At 68.4% G+C, this 18,318-nt stretch carries 19 protein-coding genes, 1 tRNA gene and 1 riboswitch; of the genes, 6 read left to right on the top strand and 14 right to left on the bottom strand.

The genetic code is table 11. The features are described from left to right. Positions 1-294 precede the first annotated feature (294 nt). From LYSHEL_RS08935 to LYSHEL_RS08950, 4 genes are all read right to left on the bottom strand, one after another. Positions 295-1,725: a M28 family peptidase gene (locus tag LYSHEL_RS08935; RefSeq protein ID WP_213433612.1), complete on the bottom strand. Its 1,431-nt coding sequence runs from the start codon at positions 1,723-1,725 to the stop codon at positions 295-297. Positions 1,726-1,819: 94 nt separating this feature from the next. After that, positions 1,820-2,224 carry a large conductance mechanosensitive channel protein MscL gene (gene mscL / locus LYSHEL_RS08940; RefSeq protein ID WP_213433614.1) on the bottom strand — a complete coding sequence of 135 codons (405 nt, stop codon included), beginning with the start codon at positions 2,222-2,224 and terminating at the stop codon, positions 1,820-1,822. Positions 2,225-2,265: 41 nt separating this feature from the next. After that, positions 2,266-2,937, bottom strand: coding sequence for a fumarylacetoacetate hydrolase family protein (locus tag LYSHEL_RS08945; RefSeq protein WP_213433616.1), 672 nt, complete (start codon positions 2,935-2,937; stop codon positions 2,266-2,268). Next, positions 2,934-3,215 (bottom strand): hypothetical protein, encoded by a 282-nt coding sequence (locus LYSHEL_RS08950; RefSeq protein WP_213433618.1) that lies wholly within the window; start codon positions 3,213-3,215, stop codon positions 2,934-2,936. Before LYSHEL_RS08950 ends, LYSHEL_RS08945 begins: the two co-directional genes overlap by 4 nt. A gap of 104 nt (positions 3,216-3,319) precedes the next feature. Between LYSHEL_RS08950 and LYSHEL_RS08955 the strand changes: the two genes are divergently transcribed. Beyond that, the gene (locus LYSHEL_RS08955) at positions 3,320-3,661 is read left to right on the top strand and encodes a Rieske (2Fe-2S) protein (protein ID WP_244858493.1); all 342 of its coding nucleotides are present in this window, start codon (positions 3,320-3,322) and stop codon (positions 3,659-3,661) included. On the opposite strand, the gene LYSHEL_RS08960 is transcribed toward LYSHEL_RS08955, so the two are convergent. The 4 genes from LYSHEL_RS08960 to thiS form a co-directional block, all read right to left on the bottom strand. Next, entirely contained in the window at positions 3,651-5,477 is a 1,827-nt protein-coding gene (locus LYSHEL_RS08960) for an SLC13 family permease (RefSeq protein ID WP_213437736.1), read from the bottom strand. The two genes, LYSHEL_RS08955 and LYSHEL_RS08960, sit on opposite strands and share 11 nt — an antisense overlap. A 14-nt stretch (positions 5,478-5,491) precedes the next feature. After that, positions 5,492-6,226, bottom strand: coding sequence for a tRNA (guanosine(46)-N7)-methyltransferase TrmB (trmB, locus tag LYSHEL_RS08965; protein WP_213433622.1), 735 nt, complete (start codon positions 6,224-6,226; stop codon positions 5,492-5,494). Then, entirely contained in the window at positions 6,226-7,029 is an 804-nt protein-coding gene (locus LYSHEL_RS08970) for a thiazole synthase (protein WP_213433624.1), read from the bottom strand. The genes trmB and LYSHEL_RS08970 overlap by 1 nt, the downstream gene beginning before the upstream one ends. Positions 7,030-7,246: 217 nt before the next feature. Continuing rightward, positions 7,247-7,337: riboswitch (cyclic di-GMP riboswitch) on the top strand. A gap of 39 nt (positions 7,338-7,376) precedes the next feature. After that, positions 7,377-7,577, bottom strand: coding sequence for a sulfur carrier protein ThiS (gene thiS, locus LYSHEL_RS08975; protein WP_213433626.1), 201 nt, complete (start codon positions 7,575-7,577; stop codon positions 7,377-7,379). A 160-nt stretch (positions 7,578-7,737) separates the two neighbouring features. Between thiS and LYSHEL_RS08980 the strand changes: the two genes are divergently transcribed. Continuing rightward, positions 7,738-9,573, top strand: a complete 1,836-nt coding sequence (locus LYSHEL_RS08980) for an autotransporter domain-containing protein (RefSeq protein WP_213433628.1) — start codon at positions 7,738-7,740, stop codon at positions 9,571-9,573. A 72-nt stretch (positions 9,574-9,645) separates the two neighbouring features. On the opposite strand, the gene LYSHEL_RS08985 is transcribed toward LYSHEL_RS08980, so the two are convergent. Continuing rightward, positions 9,646-9,719, bottom strand: a tRNA-Gly gene (locus tag LYSHEL_RS08985). Between the two features lie 137 nt (positions 9,720-9,856). Here LYSHEL_RS08985 and LYSHEL_RS08990 point away from each other — a divergent pair. From LYSHEL_RS08990 to LYSHEL_RS09005, 4 genes are all read left to right on the top strand, one after another. After that, positions 9,857-10,336: an ATP-dependent zinc protease family protein gene (locus tag LYSHEL_RS08990; protein WP_213433630.1), complete on the top strand. Its 480-nt coding sequence runs from the start codon at positions 9,857-9,859 to the stop codon at positions 10,334-10,336. A gap of 10 nt (positions 10,337-10,346) precedes the next feature. Then, complete coding sequence (rimK, locus tag LYSHEL_RS08995) at positions 10,347-11,264, top strand: 30S ribosomal protein S6--L-glutamate ligase (RefSeq protein WP_213433632.1); 918 nt, start codon at positions 10,347-10,349, stop codon at positions 11,262-11,264. Between the two features lie 325 nt (positions 11,265-11,589). Further along, positions 11,590-12,273, top strand: coding sequence for a response regulator transcription factor (locus LYSHEL_RS09000; RefSeq protein WP_213433634.1), 684 nt, complete (start codon positions 11,590-11,592; stop codon positions 12,271-12,273). Further along, positions 12,260-13,582: a sensor histidine kinase gene (locus LYSHEL_RS09005; protein ID WP_213433636.1), complete on the top strand. Its 1,323-nt coding sequence runs from the start codon at positions 12,260-12,262 to the stop codon at positions 13,580-13,582. The genes LYSHEL_RS09000 and LYSHEL_RS09005 overlap by 14 nt, the downstream gene beginning before the upstream one ends. Positions 13,583-13,599: 17 nt before the next feature. Here LYSHEL_RS09005 and LYSHEL_RS09010 read toward each other — a convergent pair whose 3' ends face one another. From LYSHEL_RS09010 to ahcY, 5 genes are all read right to left on the bottom strand, one after another. Next, positions 13,600-14,520: a branched-chain amino acid transaminase gene (locus tag LYSHEL_RS09010; RefSeq protein ID WP_213433638.1), complete on the bottom strand. Its 921-nt coding sequence runs from the start codon at positions 14,518-14,520 to the stop codon at positions 13,600-13,602. 76 nt (positions 14,521-14,596) lie between these two features. Next, positions 14,597-15,175, bottom strand: a complete 579-nt coding sequence (locus LYSHEL_RS09015) for a hypothetical protein (protein ID WP_213433640.1) — start codon at positions 15,173-15,175, stop codon at positions 14,597-14,599. A gap of 81 nt (positions 15,176-15,256) precedes the next feature. Further along, positions 15,257-15,898 (bottom strand): hypothetical protein, encoded by a 642-nt coding sequence (locus LYSHEL_RS09020; RefSeq protein ID WP_213433641.1) that lies wholly within the window; start codon positions 15,896-15,898, stop codon positions 15,257-15,259. A 98-nt stretch (positions 15,899-15,996) separates the two neighbouring features. Next, the gene (metF, locus tag LYSHEL_RS09025; RefSeq protein WP_213433643.1) at positions 15,997-16,830 is read right to left on the bottom strand and encodes a methylenetetrahydrofolate reductase [NAD(P)H]; all 834 of its coding nucleotides are present in this window, start codon (positions 16,828-16,830) and stop codon (positions 15,997-15,999) included. A gap of 59 nt (positions 16,831-16,889) precedes the next feature. Beyond that, on the bottom strand, positions 16,890-18,311 hold the full coding sequence (ahcY, locus tag LYSHEL_RS09030) for an adenosylhomocysteinase (protein WP_213433645.1): 1,422 nt from the start codon (positions 18,309-18,311) through the stop codon (positions 16,890-16,892). Positions 18,312-18,318: the final 7 nt, after the last annotated feature.

Here is an 18,318-nt window from a genome sequence, read left to right on the forward strand (position 1 = left end):
CTGGGCGTGCAGTGCGCCGTCCGTCCGAGTGCAGCTGTTCGCCAGCAACCATCCGACGAAGTGCAAGGCGCTACTCCTACGCAGCGTCGCAACGTTCCGGTCGCGAAGCGCTTCGACGTGATGAGGGTGATAGGTCCTTGGAGTGCGCCATGGATGGCGCACGGCCGGTGCTTGGAGCAGGGACAGCGGAACGCACCGGGCAAGGACCTATCACCCTCATCGCGGCGGAGCGCCGTGCCGGAGGCGGTTGATGCACCGCGCTTCTGGATCCCTGTTTTCGCAGGGATGACAGGGTCATTCCTTCGGCGGAACCACCTTGCCCGGCTTGCTGCCGAAGTCGCCGTCCGCATCGGCCGCCATGTACGCGAACACCGCATAGGCGGCCACGTTCTGCGCCAGCGCCTTCGGATCGATCTTGTCGAGCGTGTCGTCCGGCGTGTGGTGGTAGTCGAAGTAATCCGTGCCGTCCTGGCGCAACGCGCCCCACGCCAGGCCATTGCCGGCGAACGGGCCGATGTCCGGGCCCGGGCCGCCTTCGGTCGGCGTGTACGCGATGCCCAGCGGCGCCAGCACGTCGGCGATCTGCTGCGCGGCGGCCTTCGCGTAGTCCGGTGCGCTCGTGTTGAACGCATAGATGCGGCCCGCGCCGAAGTCGCTTTCCGCGGCGATCAGGTGCTTGCGCACGTCGCCCACGTGCTTGTCGTTGTACGCGCGCCCGCCGTGCAGGCCCTGTTCTTCGTTCGCGAACGCGACGACGCGGATGGTGCGCGCCGGGCGCTGCTTCATCGTGCCGATCATCTTCGCCGCGCCGACCGCGATGGCCACGCCCGCGCCGTCGTCGATCGCGCCGGTGCCGAGGTCCCACGAATCCAGGTGCCCGCCGATCAACACCACTTCGTCGGGCTTGCTGCGGCCGCGCATTTCGCCGATCACGTTGTAGGACGTGGCCGTGCCGTCCCAGCCGCAATCGAGTTCGACGTGCACGCGCGTCGGGCCGCGCGCGACCAGGCGCGCCAGCTGGTCGGCGTCGGGTGCGCCGAGCGCGGCGGACGGGATCGGCGTGAGGCCTTCGTCGAAGCGCGTGATGCCGGTATGCGGGTTGCGGTGCGAATCGGTGCCGGCCGAACGCATCAGGTAAGCGACCGCGCCTGCGCGGATCGCGGCCGACGGACCGGCGCCGCGCACGCGCGAGCCCATGCCGTAGCCGCCGCCGTCCTTCGCGCGTTCCATCCGGTAATCGATGAAGGCGATCTTGCCCGCGAGCGAACCGGCGGGCACCGCCTGCAGCGACGCGAGATCGGGGAAGCGCACGACTTCCGCTTCGACCTTGCCGCCCGGGCTGCCGCCGAGCGCGGTCAGCGTGAGCTTCTGCGACGACGCGCCGACGACCGAAGCGCTTTCACTGCGGCGCTCCCACTTCGGGAACGTCACCGGCTCGGTCCACACCTTGTCGAACCCGAGCGCCTTGAACTTCGCTTCGGCCCACTTCACCGCGCGCGCATCGGCTTCGCTGCCGGCCAGGCGCGGGCCCACTTCCGTGGTCAGGCCTTCGACGAACTTCCATGCGGTGTCGTCGGCGAGCGCACGCTCGCGCAGTTGTTCGGCGTGCTGCACGGTGGCCGGCGCGATGCGCGTGGTGGCCGTTGCCGCGACGGGCGCCTGCGCGTGCGCGGCGGACAGCGCGGTGGTGAGCGCGAGGGCGAGCAGGGTGGTGGTCAGGCGCATGCAGGGGTCCCCTTGAACGAAGGCGTCGAGCGTAGCAGTCCACCCCGGGCGGGCCGGGGTGTCGTCGGTCATGGCTGGTGTGCGCGCGGTCGCGTCAGCGCGACTTGAGGGCGTCGCGGATCTCGCGCAGCAGCAGCGTGTCTTCCGGCGTGGCCGCGGCGGCCTCGGGTTCGCGCAGGCGGTTGTAGGCCTTGAGGAACAGGAAGATCACGAAGGCGATCAGCAGGAAGTCGATCGCGGCCTGGAACAGCAGGCCGTACTTGATCGCGACTTCGGCGGCCACTTGCTTGCCCGTCGCATCGAGCGTGGCGGGCGTGACCACGTATTTCCAGTCGGCGACGCTCACGCCGCCGGTGACGAGCGAGACGACCGGCATCACGAAGCCATCCACGATGGCGGTGACGATCTTGCCGAACGCGCCGCCGATGACCACGGCCACGGCCAGGTCGACGACGCTGCCGCGCGCGATGAACGCCTTGAACTCCGAGAGCATGCCCATGCTGGCTTCCTCCTGCCGGCGGACGCCGGTGTCGGCGGAGGTTAGCGCGGGACGACGTGGCCCTGCAGCCGCAGCACGTCGTCCAGGCGGGCCTCGTACGCATCGCCGGGGACCAGCGGACCCACGCCCGCGGGCGTGCCCATGAAGACCAGGTCGCCGGCCTGCAGCGTGAAGAGCTTGGCGAGTTCGTCGAGGATGTCCGGCACGTCCCAGATCAGCTGGTCGAGCGTGGAGCGCTGGCGGGCCTGGCCGTTCACGGCCAGCGACAGCGTGCGCGGGGCGAGGGGGCCGATCGCATCGAAGCGGACGATCTCGCTGACCGGCGCCGAATGGTCGAAGGCCTTGCCGGTATCCCACGGCAGGCCCTTCGCCTTCGCGGCCGATTGCAGGTCGCGGCGCGTCAGGTCCAGGCCGATGGCGTAGCCGAACACCTGCGCGTCGGCGCCGAGGGCGACGACGAGTTCCACTTCGTGGTGCAGGTCGTGCGTGCCCGGCGGATACGGCACGACGCCATCGAGGACGACGGCGTCGGCGGGCTTGCAGAAGAACACGGGCGTGCCGCGGTCGGCCTTGGACGCGGGCACCGCGGCGCCCATTTCCTTGGCGTGGTCGGCGAAGTTGCGGCCGACGCAATAGATGCGGCGCACCGGGAAGGTGCCGCCGCCACGTACCGGGATGCGGACCGGCGCGGGGGCCGGGACGACGTCGCTCACGCCGAGGGCAGGGCGTGCTTGCGCACGACTTCGAATTCGCCGTCGACCACGCGCGGATCGCGGCGCACCTGCGGATCGTTGCGGCGCTTCCACATGCGCAGCAGCAGGCCGACCGACAACATCGCGATGCCGACGAACACGCTCACGAACACCAGCACGACGAGCACGGCGACGCCGAGCAGCCCCACCAGCAGGCGCGTCAACGGATGGCGCGGCTTGCGCGGCGCGAAGCCGTGGCGGAAGGAAGCGAAGTCGAAGCGGTGTGCGAATGCAGTCATCGTCAGGGGCCGTGACACAATGCGGCAGTGCCGGGGCGGCGAGTATCCGGCGGGTCTTCCGGCAGCGTGTGAGGACTTCGTTAAGAGGCGTGCAAACCGTGACCGTGGCCAACCCTGTCTTGCTGCTTGCACACCTGGACCAGCTCGCCGACGGCGCGGTGGTGGAAACCGACGCCACGATCGACGGCGATTCGGAGTCCGTGATCCTGCACCGCGCAGGCGAGACGATTCGCGCCTGGCTCAATGTCTGCCCGCATGCCGGTCGTCGCCTCGACTGGGCGCCGGGCAAGTTCCTGTTCGACAAGCAAGGGCACCTGGTGTGCGCGGTGCACGGTGCGACGTTCGAGTTGCGCGCCGGCGAATGCATCGCCGGGCCCTGTCGGGGTGCGTCGTTGCGCGCGATCGAGATCGACGTGCGCGACGGCGCCGTCTACCTCAGAACATGATGTTGACCGCGATCACCACGACGATCAGGTAGATCAACGACACCGGCGCACCGAGCCGCCACAGGTCCTTCGACTGGTAACCACCTGGCCCGGTGATCATCGACATCACCGGGTTGGACGCGGTCATGAAGTTGTTCGACGCCGACAACGCCACCATCAGCGCGAAGCCCGTCGGATTGCCGCCCGCGGCCAGCGCGAGGTTGATGCCCATCGGCACCATGACGATCGTGGCGCCGACGTGGCCGATCACCAGCGAGAAGATCGTCGTCAGCAGGCCCAGCGCGATTTCCAGCAATACCAGCGGCACGCCTTCGGGCAAGCGCTCGATGGTGTGCCCCGCGATCCACGCCGCCGCGCCGCTGGAATCCATCGCCCAGCCCAGCGGGATCAGGCAGGCCATGACGAACACGGTCTTCCAGTTGATCGCCGCGTAGGCCTCGTCGATGTGCAGCACGCCGGCCACCAGCATGCCGGCCACGCCGGTCATCAGCGCGATCGACACCGGGATGCGCGTGGAGAGCGCCAGCAGCATCGTCACCACGAAGATGCTCAGCGCGAGCTTGAACTTGTGCGGCCGCTGCTCGCCCTTCGGGTAGTCGGTGACGACCACGAAGTCCTTGTTCTCGGCCGCCTGCGCAAGATCCGTCCAGATGCCGTGCAGCACCAGCATGTCGCCGGCGCGCAGCGCGAGCTGGCGCACGTTCTCGCGGTGCACGGTCTTGTCGCGGTTCACTGCGAGGAGACTGATGCCGTACTGCTTGCGCAATTGCAGCTCGGCCTGCGACTTGCCGAGGTATTGCGAGGTCGGCGGCACCACCGCTTCGGCGATGCCCGCGCGGCTCGGGTTGAACAGGTCGCCGAACGTGCGCAGGCGCGTGCTCATGCGCAGGAAATTGTTCTGCGCGAAATCGGCGACCTGCTGCTTGCCGCCCATCGCACCGAGCACGCTGCCGACCCAGATGCGCGCGTCGGCGGGCGGCGCCAGGCGCGATTCGTTGCCGGTCTTCAGCGCGAGCAGGAGCGGTGCGTTGCGCAGCGCTTCGGCCTCGCCGAGCGACATGCCCACCAGCGGGCTGTCGGCCGACACGGTGAGTTCGTACACGTCGCCTTCGATGCCGTAGGCCTGCGCGAAATAACTCTGCGTGCGCGCCGGCGTGACGCCGCGGTCCACGTCATAGCGTTCGAGCTGCTTGTCGCCGAAGAAGCGGAAATACAGCAGGCCCGCGCCCAGCAGCGCCAGGCCGATCGGCATCGGCGCGAACATGTGCAGCGGTTCGAGCGTGGCCGCACCCGAGGGCAGGTTGGCGTTGGACGACACCAGCAAGTCGTTGAGCAGGATCAGCGGCGACGTACCGACCATCGTCAGCGAACCGCCCATCACGATGGCGATCGCCAGCGGCAACAGGAAGCGCGACAAGGGCAGGCCGGTGCGCGAACTCAGGCGCGAGGCGACGGGCAGGTACAGCGCCATCACCGACGGGTTCTGCATGAAGGAGGAGTTGAGGCCGGCCACCGCGGAGGTGAACAGCAGCAGGCGCGATTCGATGCCGTGCGCGCGGCGCAGCAGCCAGCCGGCGAGGCGGTTGAGCGCGCCGGTGCGGTCCAGGCCCGCGCCCAGGATCATCGTGGCGATGACGCTCATGACCGCGTTGCCGGAGAAGCCGCCGAACAGGTCTTCCGGCGCGACCACGCCGGTGAGCCCCAGCAACACCAGGACGACCAGGGCAACGACGTCGGCGCGGATGCGCTCGAACAGGAACATCACCATCGTGAAGCCCACCAGCCCGAGCACGAGCTTCATGTCGGTGGTGAGCATCAACGCGGTGTCGTTCACGCGCCCGAATCCCCTTGGCGTTCCGTGTCGTAAAGAAGGTCCCACACGCCGTGCCCGAGCTTCTGGCCGCGCGTCTCGAAATGCGTCTGGGGACGCCATTCGGGCCGCGGTACGGTGCCGCGGGGACCGGCGCGATTCACCAGGCCCGGCGTGGCATCCAGCACGTCCCACATCTGCTCGGCATAGTCCTGCCAATCGGTGGCGAGGTGCAAGCGCCCCCCGGGCGCGAGTTTCGACACCAGCAACGCGGCGAACCCGGGGTTCACCAGGCGACGCTTGTTGTGGCGCTTCTTGTGCCAGGGATCCGGGAAGTAGATGCGCACCTCGTCCAGGCTCGCATCGGCGATCTCGTGGGTAAGCACTTCCACCGCGTCGTGGTGGAACAGGCGGACGTTGCGTGCATCGTCGGCGGCGAGCGCGTTGAGCAGGCGGCCGACGCCGGGCGCATGCACTTCGATGCCGATGATGTCGCGCGAAGGATCCTGCGCTGCGGCGAAGCGCAGGGCCTCGCCGTTGCCGAAGCCGATCTCCAGCACGCGCGGCGCATGCCGGCCGAAGGCGGCGTCGAAATCGCGCGGCGCGCCGGTGTAATCCAGGCCGAAGCGCGGCCACTGTTCGTCGAACGCGCGCTGCTGCGCGGGCGTGAAGCGCCCCTGCCGCAGCACGAAGCTGCGGACCTTGCGCTGGCCGGGTTCGGCGGTGAAGGGCTTCTTGTCGGTCGGGTCGGACATCACCCGACCAGGCCGTCCACGGGGCTCGAGGCGGACGCGAAACGCTTGCGCGGGATGCGCCCGGCGAGGAACGCGGCGCGGCCGGCTTCGACCGCCAGCTTCATCGCATGCGCCATCAGGATCGGATGCTTCGCGCCGGCGATCGCGGTGTTCATCAGCACGCCGTCGCAGCCCAGTTCCATCGCGATCGCGGCATCGGACGCGGTGCCGACGCCGGCATCGACGAGCACCGGCACCTTCGCGTTCTCGATGATCTCGAGCAGGTTGTACTTGTTCTGGATGCCCAGGCCCGAACCGATCGGCGCGGCGAGCGGCATCACCGCGACGCAGCCGATTTCTTCCAGGCGGCGCGCGAGGATCGGATCGTCGGAGGTGTAGACCATGACGTCGAAGCCGTCGGCGACGAGGCGCTCGGCGGCGACGAGCGTCTGCACGACGTCGGGATACAAGGTGCGCTGGTCGCCGAGCACTTCGAGCTTGACGAGCTTGTGGCCGTCGAGCAGTTCGCGCGCCAGGCGACACGTGCGCACCGCATCGTCGGCGGTGTAGCAGCCGGCGGTGTTGGGCAGGATCGTGTAGCGGTCGGGCGGCAGCACGTCGAGCAGGTTCGGCTCGCCGGGCGACTGGCCCAGGTTGGTGCGGCGGATCGCGACGGTGACGATTTCGGCGCCCGCGGCTTCGGTGGCCAGGCGGGTTTCTTCGAAATCCCGGAACTTGCCGGTGCCGGTGAGCAGGCGTGAACGATAACGGCGGCCCGCGACGACCAGGCTGTCGTCGGCCGCGAGGACGGTGGGATCAGACATGGGCGCAATGGTACCGCGTCGGTCGCTCCGGCCGTTCGTCGGTCGCAGCAATCCGGTGGTCGCGACTCACGCCGATCATGCGTGCGAATCGACCACCCGGTGACCTGTAGTCAACGGATGCCCCGTAAGGAGTTGGGAGTGGCATCGAAGCGTCGCACCGGCACACCCCTGACCGGTCCTCCCCGACATGCCACTGCGCGCGATGCCCCATCGCGTGGTCCGCCAAGAGCACACCCGCGCGAAAGCCGGGGTCGCAAAGCTACGGGTCCTCCGGCATTCCCCCTGCCGCGGACAGCCGGGTTCCCGTGACCGCACGATGGGTGCATCGTGCGGTTTATCGCCTCAGGTCAGCCGCCACCCAGCGCGTGCACCACTTCCACGTGATCTCCCTCGGCCAGCGCATGCGCTGCGTGCTTGCCGCGCGGCACGATGTCGCCGTTGACCTCCACGGCGACGCGGCGCTCGGCGAGGCCTTCGAGGACGAGCAGGTCGGCGATCGAGGCGCCGGGGTCGAGCGAGCGGGGCTCGCCGTTCAATCGGATTTCCATGGGGCGCATTGTCGCGCGGTGCGCGGGAAGTTGCCGCACGCCACCGAAGTGCCGCGCCGCCGCTTGAGCCGCACGAAGCTTCGTGAAAGCATCCGGCCACCCCCGGGGCCATCCGTATCGGTATGGACGGCAGGTCGGGCTCATTCCAAGGGAGCAATCGATGAAGTCCAACCACCGGGCCATGCGGCCCGTCCGCAGCCTGCTTGCCGCCGCCCTCGCGATCGCAGCGCTGCCGGCCGCCGCGCAGACCTATACGCAGACCGTGAACTTCGGCGACAGCCTCAGCGACTCGGGCTGGTTCCGCCCCGCGCTGATCCAGGCGGCGGGCCCGAACGGCGCCATCCTCGGTCGCTTCAGCACCAACCCCACGCAGGTGTGGACCGAATACCTCGCCGACTACTACGGCGGCAACGCCGGCGCCGCCAACCAGGGCGGCCTCAACTTCTCCGTCGGCGGCGCGCGCACCGGCACCAATTCCGCCGGCGCGCTCGGCCCGATCCCGGGCATCAACACGCAGATCGCCACGTACCTGCAGCGCACCGGCGGCGTCGCCGATCCGCATGCGCTGTACACGGTGTGGGGCGGCGCGAACGATCTGTTCGCCATCGCCGGCGGCGCACCCGCCAATACCGTGCTGCCTGCGGCGGTCGCCTCGCAGATCGGCAACGTCGCCACGCTGCAGGGCGCCGGCGCGCGCTACATCATGGTGCCCACCGTGCCGGACCTCGGCCTCACGCCGTCGTTCCGCGCGCAGGGTCCGGTGGCGCAGGCCACCGCGACGGGCCTGACCACCACGTACAACAACGCGCTGTTCTCGGGCCTCGCCGCGCAGGGCCTGCGCGTGATCCCGCTCGACACGTTCCACCTGTTGCAGGAAATCGTCGGCAACCCGGGCGCGTACGGCATCTCGAACGTCACCGGCACCGCGTGCCAGCCGCAGATCACCGCCAACTCGCTCACCTGCAACCCGGGCACGTACGTCACGCCGGATGCGCCCAACAGCTACGCGTTCGCCGATGGCGTGCATCCCTCGGGCGCCGCGCATCGCATCCTCGGCGAGTACGCGATCTCGGTGCTCGAAGCGCCGCGCGACATCGCGATCCTCCCGTACTCCGAATCGGTGGTCGGCAAGGCGCGCGCCAACATCGTGGCGTCGCATCTCCCGGCCAAGCCGAGCGAAGACGGCATGCGCTGGTGGGGCAACCTGCGCGGCGACAGCCAGCGCTTCAACGGCGACGTCAACTACACCGGCGGCGGCCCGACGGGCACGTTCGGCGTCGACTGGACCAGCGGCACGCTCGTGTACGGCGCGTTCGCCGGCTGGGGCAAGCAGGACTTCGACTTCGGCGGCAACCGCGGCGACTTCAAGCAGGAAGACGCCACGCTCGGCGGGTTCCTCGCGTGGTACAGCGGCGACGTGTGGGTCAACGCGCAGGGCAGCTGGACCAATTTGAATTACGACGTGCAGCGCGACGTGCACCTCGGCCCGGCGGTGCGCAGCTATTCCGGTTCGCCGGCCGGCGACAACTGGGCCTTCGGCGCCAACGCCGGCTGGGATTTCCACGCAGGCAAGCTCACGCACGGCCCGGTCATCGGCGTGCTGTGGCAGAAGATCAGCGTCGATGGCTATTCGGAGAACGGCACCGATTCCACCGCGCTGTCGTTCGCCGACCAGGACTTCGATTCCACGATCGCCACCGCGGGCTGGCAGGCGAGCTACGCGATCAAGGACACCGTGGTGCCCTACGGTCGACTGTCGTGGGAACACGAGTTCGAAGACGCGCCGGAACAGGCGTTCGCACGCCTCAACTCCATGCCGGGCCTGCCGGACTACGGCGTGCCGGGCCTGAACCTCGACGACGACTACGGCACCGTGGCCGTCGGCGTGCGCACGCAGTTCTACGGCCTGGACGCCGACATCGGCGCCACCGCCAACGTGGCGCAGGAAGGCGGCAACCTCGCGACGGTGTTCGTCACGGTGGGCGCGAAGTTCTGATCCTCGCCCTGACCTGCTGAAATGCAGAACGCCGGTGCTGCAAGGCACCGGCGTTCTGTTTTCCGGATGAGGTGGAGCGGGTGATGGGAATCGAACCCACGCTAGCAGCTTGGGAAGCTGCAGTTCTACCATTGAACTACACCCGCGCGGCCCGGAGTCTATGCTGCGGGCCCGCCACTGGCAACGCGGCCCGCGGCCGATTCCAGCGCCTTCATTCCGGCAACACGCGCTCGCGTATCCTGCGCGCGTTTTCCCCCGGCACCCCGTGCACCCAGGAGATGCGATGGCCGCCGCGCGAGTCGTCCTCGGTTGGCGCGAATGGCTGGCGCTGCCCGCGCTGGGCATCAGCGCGATCCGCGCCAAGCTCGACACCGGTGCGCGCAGCAGTTGCCTGCACGTCGACGCGCAGTGGCGCTTCGTCGAAGGCGGCGCGCCGTGGACCGGATTCCGCATCAGCACCGGGGTGCACGGCGACCAGGTGATCGAATCGGCCGCGCCCGTGCACGACGAGCGCGACGTGGTCGATTCCAGCGGCAACCGCAGCCGGCGCGTGTTCCTGCGCACGCCGATGCGGCTGGCCGGCGTGGAACGCATCGTGGAGATCAACCTCGCCGACCGGCGGGGCATGCTGTTCCCGATGCTGGTTGGCCGTACTTCGCTGGCGCGCGCGTTCGTCATCGATCCGGCACGTTCTTTCCTGCACGGTCGCGCTTTCCCCGGAACCGCGCACCCTTCCACGATGTCGGACCGCCCATTCCCATGAAGTCCCCCGCATGAAGCTCGCGATCCTCTCGCGCAACGGCAAGCTCTACTCGACGCGCCGCCTCGTCGAGGCCGCGCGCGAGCGTGGCCACAGCGTGCGCGTCCTCGATCCCCTGCGCTGCTACATGCGCATCGCCTCCGACGGCTTCGCGATGCACCACCAGGGGCGGCCGCTCACCGGCTACCACGCGGTGATCCCGCGCATCGGCGCCTCGGTCACGCGCTACGGCACGGCGGTGCTGCGGCAGTTCGAACTGATGGGTACGTTCACGCCCAATCCGTCCGATTCGATCCTCAAGGCGCGCGACAAGCTGCGCTGCCACCAGCTGCTCGCCGCGCAGGGCCTGGGCCTGCCGGCCACGGTGTTCGGCGACAACCCCGACGACACCAGCGACCTGCTCGCGATGCTCGGCCCCACGCCGCACGTCATCAAGCTCAACGAAGGCACGCAGGGCGCGGGCGTGATGCTCACGGAAAAACTGTCGGCGTCGCGCAGCGTGATCGAAGCGTTGCGCGGCCTGTACGCCAACTTCCTGGTGCAGGAGTTCGTCGCCGAAGCGAAGGGCGCGGACCTGCGGTGCTTCGTCGTCGGCGGCAAGGTCGTCGCCACGATGAAACGCCAGGCACCGAAGGGCGATTTCCGTTCCAACCTGCATCGCGGCGGCACCGCGAAGGCGGTGACTGCAACCGCGGCCGAGGAAGACACCGCCATCCGGGCGGCGAAGCTCCTCGGGCTGGGGGTGGCGGGCGTGGACCTGATCCGGTCCCAGCGCGGGCCGCTGATCCTGGAGGTCAACGCGTCCCCGGGCCTGGAAGGCATCGAGGCCGCCAGCGGCGTCGATATTGCAGGGAGCATCATCGAATGCGTGGCGATCGGCGGCAAAAAGCCGACAACGCACGCGGGCCGGGGTCTCCTGCGCCAAGCGTGAGGCCGGCCGGAAAACGAATCTTTAACGGCAATTCGCGGCCGGTTTTAACGAGGGTTTAATCGCCCGGCCCGTAGCCTGTCGCCTACCGCAGATCTGTCTGTAGGCCGCTTGGCAAACCGCAACGGACGAAGCCAGATTACGGTCATCGGGGCTTGATTTGGCCCAGGCACGGGCAACGTGCCTGGGCCTTTGTTCTTTTTGGGCCACCACGCCGCCGTCGCTTCCCGCTCTGGCAGAATCGCAGCGGCCGCTTCCGCGTTCAGTGCGTTGAACCCCGGCGCGAGCCCCGGGTCGAACCCACCCCTCTCCTGCAGGACACCCACGGATGCGCATCCTCGTCATCGAAGACAACCAGGACATCGCCGCCAACCTCGGCGACTACCTCGAGGATCGCGGCCACACCGTCGACTTCGCCGCCGACGGGGTCACGGGCCTGCACCTGGCGGTGGTGCACGACTTCGACGCCATCGTGCTCGACCTCAGCCTGCCGGGCCTCGATGGCCTGGAGGTCTGCCGCAAGTTGCGCAACGAAGCGCGCAAGCAGACGCCGGTGCTGATGCTCACCGCGCGCGATTCGCTGGACAACAAGCTCGCCGGCTTCGATTCGGGCGCCGACGACTACCTCATCAAGCCCTTCGCGCTGCAGGAAGTGGAAGTGCGCCTCAACGCGCTGGCCCGTCGCGGCCGCGGCGTGCAGACGCGCGTGCTCAATGTCGGGGACCTCGAATACAACCTCGACACGCTCGAAGTGCGCCGCGAAGGCAAGCTGCTGCAACTCAATCCCACGGCGCTGAAGATCCTGCAGTCGCTGATGGAAGCCTCCCCGGCGGTGGTGACGCGCCAGGAACTCGAGACCCGCGTGTGGGGCGAGGAGCTGCCCGATTCGGATTCGCTGCGCGTGCACATCCACGGCCTGCGTTCGGTCGTCGACAAGCCGTTCGAAACGCCGCTGATCCAGACGCGCCACGGCATCGGCTACCGGATCGCCGCACCCGATGCCACCAGCTGAACCTGTCCGGCGGCCTGCACGCCGCTACCGGCGGCAACTCCGCAGCCGCATCATCTTGTCGTTCGTCCTGCTCGGGTTCGGGCTGACGGCGCTGTTCGCCTATTCGGTGGACAAGGTGCGCAACCAGGTCGAAGACAAGCTCGTCGTCGACCTGATGAACCGCAACATCGATCTCTACGCGCAGCAGTACGCGCGCGATCCGCAGAACCCGAGCCTGCCCGTCGACCAGATCCGCGCGTTCGCGTTCACGCCCGACAAGTTCGAGAGCGTGCGCGAGCAGCAACCGCAGTGGTACGAACTGCCCGACGGCATCCACGGCCTGAGCGGCACCGACGACACCGGCCAGCCGTTCTCCTACAAGCTCGCGGTGCGCAAGACGCCGCAGGTGTGGTTCTTCCTCGCCTACGACATGACGCAGACGATGCGCGGGCAGGAACAGTTCAACCGCGCGATCTACGGCGCGGTGATCGTGTTCACCCTGTTGTCGTTGCTGGTCGGCTGGTGGGCGGCGTCGCGCGTCATGAGCCCGGTGTCGGAGCTCGCCAATCGCCTGAAGGATTCGGGCCGCAGCGCGGAACCCGTGTCGCTGGCCGCGCATTTCCCGAACGACGAAGTGGGCCAGCTCGCCGCCGCGCTCGACGACTACGCCGCGCGCCTGACCGAAGTCGTGCAGCGCGACCGCGAGTTCAACGCCGACGTCAGCCACGAACTGCGCACGCCGCTGGCCGTGATCCGCGGCGCGACGGAGCTGCTGCTGTCGCGGCCCGAACTCGACGAACGCATGCAGGCGCGCCTGCGCCGCATCCAGCGCGCCGAACAGCAATGCACCGACCTGATCAGCGCGCTGCTGCTGCTCTCGCGCAACGAGCGCGGGCACGGCATCTGCGACGTGGGCAAGGTCGCCGAACAACTGCTCGACATGCATCGCGCGCAGCTGGGCGGCAAGCCGCTGGTGCTGCGCATGGAAGGCGAGGGCGGATTGATCGTGGATGCGCCCGACGCCGCCGTCGCGGTGGCGCTGGGCAATTTGATCGGCAACGCGGTGAAGTACACGCACGAAGGCGACGTGGTGGTGCGCATGGCGCCCGATTCGGTCGACGTCATCGACTCCGGCCCGGGCCTGACGGCCGAAGAAGCCGCACGCCTGTTCGAACGCGGCTATCGCGGCACGCACGCCGAGCATTCGCAGGGCGCGGGCATCGGCCTGTCGATCGTGCGCCGCCTGTGCGCGCTCTACGGTTGGGACGTGCGCGTGGTGCCGGGCGCGGAGCGCGGCGTGATCGCCACGCTCCGGTTCAAACCCGCGTGATCAAGCCTGCGGTCTGATCAGCCGACGAGTTCGAGCCAGCCGTACTTGTCTGGCGTGCGGCCATCGAACAGGCCGAAGAACAATTCCTGCATGCGACGCGTCACCGGGCCCGCGCGGCCTGCGCCGACCTGGCGCCCGTCGACCGAACGGATCGGCGTGATTTCCGCCGCCGTGCCGCACATGAAGAGCTCGTCGCACAGGTAGAGGTATTCGCGCGGGATGTCGCGCTCGACGACTTCGATGCCGTTGTCCTTCGCCAGGCGGATCAGCGTGTTGCGCGTGATGCCGTTGAGCAGCGCGGCGCTGACCGGCGTGGTGTGCAGCTGGCCTTCGAAGACGAGGAACAGGTTTTCGCCGGCGCCTTCGCTCAACAGGCCCGTGGAGGCCAGCGCGATGCCTTCGCCGAAGCCCAGGCGACGCGCTTCGCGCGCGACCAGTTGGCCCGACAGATAGTTGCCGCCGGCCTTCGCGCCCGCGGGGATGGTGTTCGGCGCGAAACGCTGCCAGCTCGACACGCATGCATCGATGCCTTCTTCGAGCACGCCTTCACCGAGGTACGCCCCCATCTGCCACGCCGCGACCGCGACGTCGGTGGGCGTATCCGCCGACAAGCCGAAACCGCCGAGGCCACGGAACGCGACCGGGCGCAGGTAGGCCTTGCCGAGGTCGTTCTTCTTCAGCACCGCGCGGCACGCGGCGTTGATGTCGTCGACCATGTACGGGATGCCCATCTCGTAGATGCGCGCCGACGCGAACAGGCGGCGCGTGTGGTCGGTGAGGCGGAAGATCGCCGGACCGTTGGGCGTGTCGTAGCTGCGCACGCCTTCGAACACCGACGACCCGTAGTGGATCGCGTGCGACATGACGTGCGTGGTGGCGTCGGCCCACGGCTTGATCGATCCGTTGTGCCAGATCCATTCGGGGTAGCGCATCGTCATGCGGGCGGCTCGCGTGCAGGGGAGTCGCGCATTGTAAGGGGCCCGCCTGCCGCGCCGCCCCTGCCGGAGAGGAGGGCTACAGCGAGATCCACCAGCAGCCGAGGTACCGGCGCAGCCCGAACACCGTGGACGCGGGCGTGGCGCTGTCGCCGAGCGTCTGTTCCAGCCGGACCCCGACCGGGGCGTGCCGGACGACCGGCGGCGCGGGCTGGTCCGTGGCCGCGGGCAGCGCGCCATCGTCGGGTGGGGCGCCGGACACTGGCACGATGTCGACCAGCGGCCGGCGCACGATCGCATCGAGCCGGTCCATCACGCCCACCGATGCGCCCTGCGACATGCCGACCCAGTGGTACACGCCGGCCAGGCGATTGACGTCGTTGGCATCCACGGCGCTCTGGATCTCGAACACCAGGTCCTGCAACGAATGCGAACACCCGCGATACACGCGCACGCCCGTCGCGCCGAGGGCCCGGGGTTGCTGCAGCGGGGGCGGTGCCTGTTCGGTCGCGCCGACGTCCACGCAGCGCCGGTCGGTGTAGATCTCCTGGCCTTCGCCGGTCACGCAGCGATGGATCTGCGCATGCGCGATGCGCGGCGCGAACGACGCCGCGACGAGCAGGAGCAAGCACAGCAGGGGACGAACGGCGGGCGCCATGCCGGGAGCGTACACGCGTGCACGGCTTCGTCGATTGGTCGATGGTGCTTCGATGCCCGGGGAATGCCCCCGGGACCAGCGTCAGAACCGGACGAAGTAGCAGCCCTGGTAACGCTCGACGTCGAAGTCCTGGATCGTCGCGCCTTCGCCGTCGCCGAAACGCACCTGCATCACGCCCGCGCCGCCGCCGATGCCGCCGCCCGCATCGGCGAAGCCGCCGATCTGCGCGTCGTAGTACTGCGTGTCGCGCACCTGGCGATGCGCGAGGCGATCGAGTTGCAGCATCGTGGCGTTCGCCGCGCGCTGGCCCATGCCGACCCAGTGGTAGCTCTCGGCGACGCGGTTGACGTCACCGAGCGCGAACGCGCCGCGCAGGTCCATCGCCAGTTGCGTCGGCGTGCGCGCGCAACCGCCCGCGGCGGCGCGTCGGCCGATCGCTTCGCGCGCGGCGGCCATCGTCGTGCTGTCGGGTTGCAGCGTCGCGACTTCGACGCCGGAGATGCTGGCTTCGAGCGCTTCCTCGCGCATCAAGCGCGTCGCGAGATCGCCACGCATGGGCACGGATTGCGCGCCCACCAGCTTGCAGGGTTTGTCGGTGAACAGGCTCGTGCCATCCGCGGTGCGGCATTGCTGCACGGTCGCACTGGCTTCGGCGATGTTGGGCGCGGGCAATGCGGCTGCGGCCAGGGCGACCGCGAATCCGGCGAGCAGGGACTTGTCCATGGTGTTGCACGTGCCTTGGGGGAAGACACGTGCAGCATCGGTGTCGATGCGTCAACGCAAGGTGCTGGATGCGCCGTTGCGCTGAACCGCAGTGCAATTCAGGTCAGATGTTCGATGACGTTCAGAGTCGGTTTCGACAGGTTCAATGTGTAGAAGTGCAACGCCGGCGCGCCGCCGTGGACGAGGCGTGAACACATGTCGGCGACGAACTCTGCGGCGAAGGACCGGATGCTCTCGGCATCGTCGCCGTAGGCCAGCATGCGCTTGGTGATCCAGCGCGGGATTTCCGCGCCGCAGGCGTCGGAGAAGCGGCGCAGCTGGCTGAAGTTGGAGATGGGCATGATGCCCGGCACGATCGGCAGCGTGACGCCCATGCGGCGCACGTCGTCGACGAAGCGGAAGTACGCATCGGCGTTATAGAAGTACTGCGTGATCGCGCCGTCGGCGCCCGCGTCCGCCTTGGCCTTGAAGTGGCGCAGGTCGGCGAACGCATCGTCGGCCTGCGGATGCATTTCCGGATAGCAGCCCACGTCGATGTGGAACCAGCCATCGTGTTCGGTGCGGATGAACTCGACGAGTTCGGAGGCGTAGCGGAAGTCGCCCATGCGCGCCATGCCCGAGGGCAGGTCGCCGCGCAACGCGACGATGCGCTTGCAGTCGAGCGCGCGATACAGCTTGAGCAACTGGCGCAATTCTTCGCGCGTGCCGCCCATGCACGAGACGTGCGGCGCGGACGGGAGGCCGTGGTGTTCGCGCAGGCGCTGGATGGTTTCGGGCGTGTAGGACAGCGTGGAGCCGCCGGCGCCGAACGTGCACGACACGTATTCCGGGTCGTGCGCCTTCAACCGGGCCGCGGTGCGGTCCAGTTGCACGCGTTGTTCATCGGTCTTGGGCGGGTAGAACTCGAAGGAGATCGGGACGCGCAGGGCCATGGACGGATCCGGTCGGGTCTGGAAAAGAAGCGGGCGGCTTTCGCCGCCCGCCGCGTGCATCAGTAGCGGTAGTGCTCGGGCTTGTACGGGCCGTCGACCGACACGCCGAGGTAATCGGCCTGGGCCTTCGTGAGCGTGGTGAGCTTCACGCCGATCTTTTCCAGGTGCAGGCGCGCCACTTCCTCGTCGAGGTGCTTCGGCAGGCGATACACCGTCTTCTCGTACGTGTCCTTGTTGGCCCACAGGTCGATCTGCGCGAGCGTCTGGTTGGAGAACGAGTTGGACATCACGAAGCTCGGATGGCCCGTCGCGCAACCCAGGTTCACCAGGCGGCCTTCGGCAAGCAGGAACATCGCGTTGCCGTTGTCGAAGACGTACTTGTCGACCTGCGGCTTGATGTTGATGCGCTTGGCGCCGGAGGCGTTCAGTGCGTCGACCTGGATCTCGTTGTCGAAGTGGCCGATGTTGCACACGATCGCCTGGTCCTTCATGCGGCCCATGTGCTCGAGCGTGATCACGTCCTTGTTGCCGGTCGTGGTCACGTAGATGTCGGCGCGGCCGAGCGTGCTTTCGATCGTGTTGACTTCGAAGCCTTCCATCGCGGCCTGCAGGGCGCAGATCGGGTCGATCTCGGTGACCACCACGCGGGCGCCGTACGCGCGCAGCGAATGCGCCGAACCCTTGCCGACGTCGCCGTAGCCGCAGACCACCGCGACCTTGCCCGCCAGCATCACGTCCATCGCGCGCTTCAGGCCATCGGCCAGCGACTCACGGCAGCCGTACAGGTTGTCGAACTTCGACTTGGTGACCGAGTCGTTGACGTTGATCGCGGGCACCAGCAGCTTGCCCTGCTCGGCGATCTGGTACAGGCGATGCACGCCGGTCGTGGTTTCTTCCGACACGCCCTTCCAGTCCTTGACCACGGTGGTCCAGAAACCGGGGCGTTCCTTCGCGACGCGCTTGAGCAGGTTCTTGATGATCTGCTCTTCGTGCGAATCCGACGGGGTGTTCACCCAGTCCGAACCCTGCTCGAGCTCGTAGCCCTTGTGGATCAGCAGCGTCACGTCGCCGCCGTCGTCGACGACGAGCTCCGGACCCTTGCCGCCCGGGAACGTCACCGCGTCCAGCGTGCAGTCCCAGTATTCCTCCAGCGACTCGCCCTTCCATGCGAACACCGGCGTGCCGGTGGCGGCGATCGCGGCGGCGGCGTGGTCCTGCGTCGAGAAGATGTTGCACGAGGCCCAGCGCACGTCGGCGCCGATGTCCTTCAGCGTCTCGATCAGCACGGCGGTCTGGATGGTCATGTGCAGCGAGCCGGTGACGCGCACGCCCTTGAGCGGCTTGGCGGCGGCGTGCTTGCGGCGGATGGACATCAGGCCCGGCATCTCGCGCTCGGCGATGTCGATTTCCTTGCGGCCCCAGTCGGCGAGCGTGATGTCGGCGACCTTGTAGTCCGGGGTTTCGTTGCGGACAGCATTCATGGCGTTT

The sequence above is a fragment of the Lysobacter helvus genome, from assembly GCF_018406645.1.
In the GTDB taxonomy this organism is placed as follows: Bacteria; Pseudomonadota; Gammaproteobacteria; order Xanthomonadales; family Xanthomonadaceae; genus Noviluteimonas; species Noviluteimonas caseinilytica.

Coding starts and splice junctions, on each gene's coding strand:
- LYSHEL_RS08980 (WP_213433628.1), top strand. CDS start 7,738: ATGAAGTCCAACCACCGGGCCATGCGGCCCGTCCGCAGCCTGCTTGCC.
- LYSHEL_RS08970 (WP_213433624.1), bottom strand. CDS start 7,029: ATGTCTGATCCCACCGTCCTCGCGGCCGACGACAGCCTGGTCGTCGCG.
- LYSHEL_RS08935 (WP_213433612.1), bottom strand. CDS start 1,725: ATGCGCCTGACCACCACCCTGCTCGCCCTCGCGCTCACCACCGCGCTG.
- LYSHEL_RS09005 (WP_213433636.1), top strand. CDS start 12,260: ATGCCACCAGCTGAACCTGTCCGGCGGCCTGCACGCCGCTACCGGCGG.
- LYSHEL_RS09015 (WP_213433640.1), bottom strand. CDS start 15,175: ATGGCGCCCGCCGTTCGTCCCCTGCTGTGCTTGCTCCTGCTCGTCGCG.
- thiS (WP_213433626.1), bottom strand. CDS start 7,577: ATGGAAATCCGATTGAACGGCGAGCCCCGCTCGCTCGACCCCGGCGCC.
- LYSHEL_RS09020 (WP_213433641.1), bottom strand. CDS start 15,898: ATGGACAAGTCCCTGCTCGCCGGATTCGCGGTCGCCCTGGCCGCAGCC.
- LYSHEL_RS08990 (WP_213433630.1), top strand. CDS start 9,857: ATGGCCGCCGCGCGAGTCGTCCTCGGTTGGCGCGAATGGCTGGCGCTG.
- ahcY (WP_213433645.1), bottom strand. CDS start 18,311: ATGAATGCTGTCCGCAACGAAACCCCGGACTACAAGGTCGCCGACATC.
- trmB (WP_213433622.1), bottom strand. CDS start 6,226: ATGTCCGACCCGACCGACAAGAAGCCCTTCACCGCCGAACCCGGCCAG.
- LYSHEL_RS09000 (WP_213433634.1), top strand. CDS start 11,590: ATGCGCATCCTCGTCATCGAAGACAACCAGGACATCGCCGCCAACCTC.
- metF (WP_213433643.1), bottom strand. CDS start 16,830: ATGGCCCTGCGCGTCCCGATCTCCTTCGAGTTCTACCCGCCCAAGACC.
- LYSHEL_RS09010 (WP_213433638.1), bottom strand. CDS start 14,520: ATGACGATGCGCTACCCCGAATGGATCTGGCACAACGGATCGATCAAG.
- mscL (WP_213433614.1), bottom strand. CDS start 2,224: ATGGGCATGCTCTCGGAGTTCAAGGCGTTCATCGCGCGCGGCAGCGTC.
- LYSHEL_RS08950 (WP_213433618.1), bottom strand. CDS start 3,215: ATGACTGCATTCGCACACCGCTTCGACTTCGCTTCCTTCCGCCACGGC.
- rimK (WP_213433632.1), top strand. CDS start 10,347: ATGAAGCTCGCGATCCTCTCGCGCAACGGCAAGCTCTACTCGACGCGC.
- LYSHEL_RS08960 (WP_213437736.1), bottom strand. CDS start 5,477: ATGCTCACCACCGACATGAAGCTCGTGCTCGGGCTGGTGGGCTTCACG.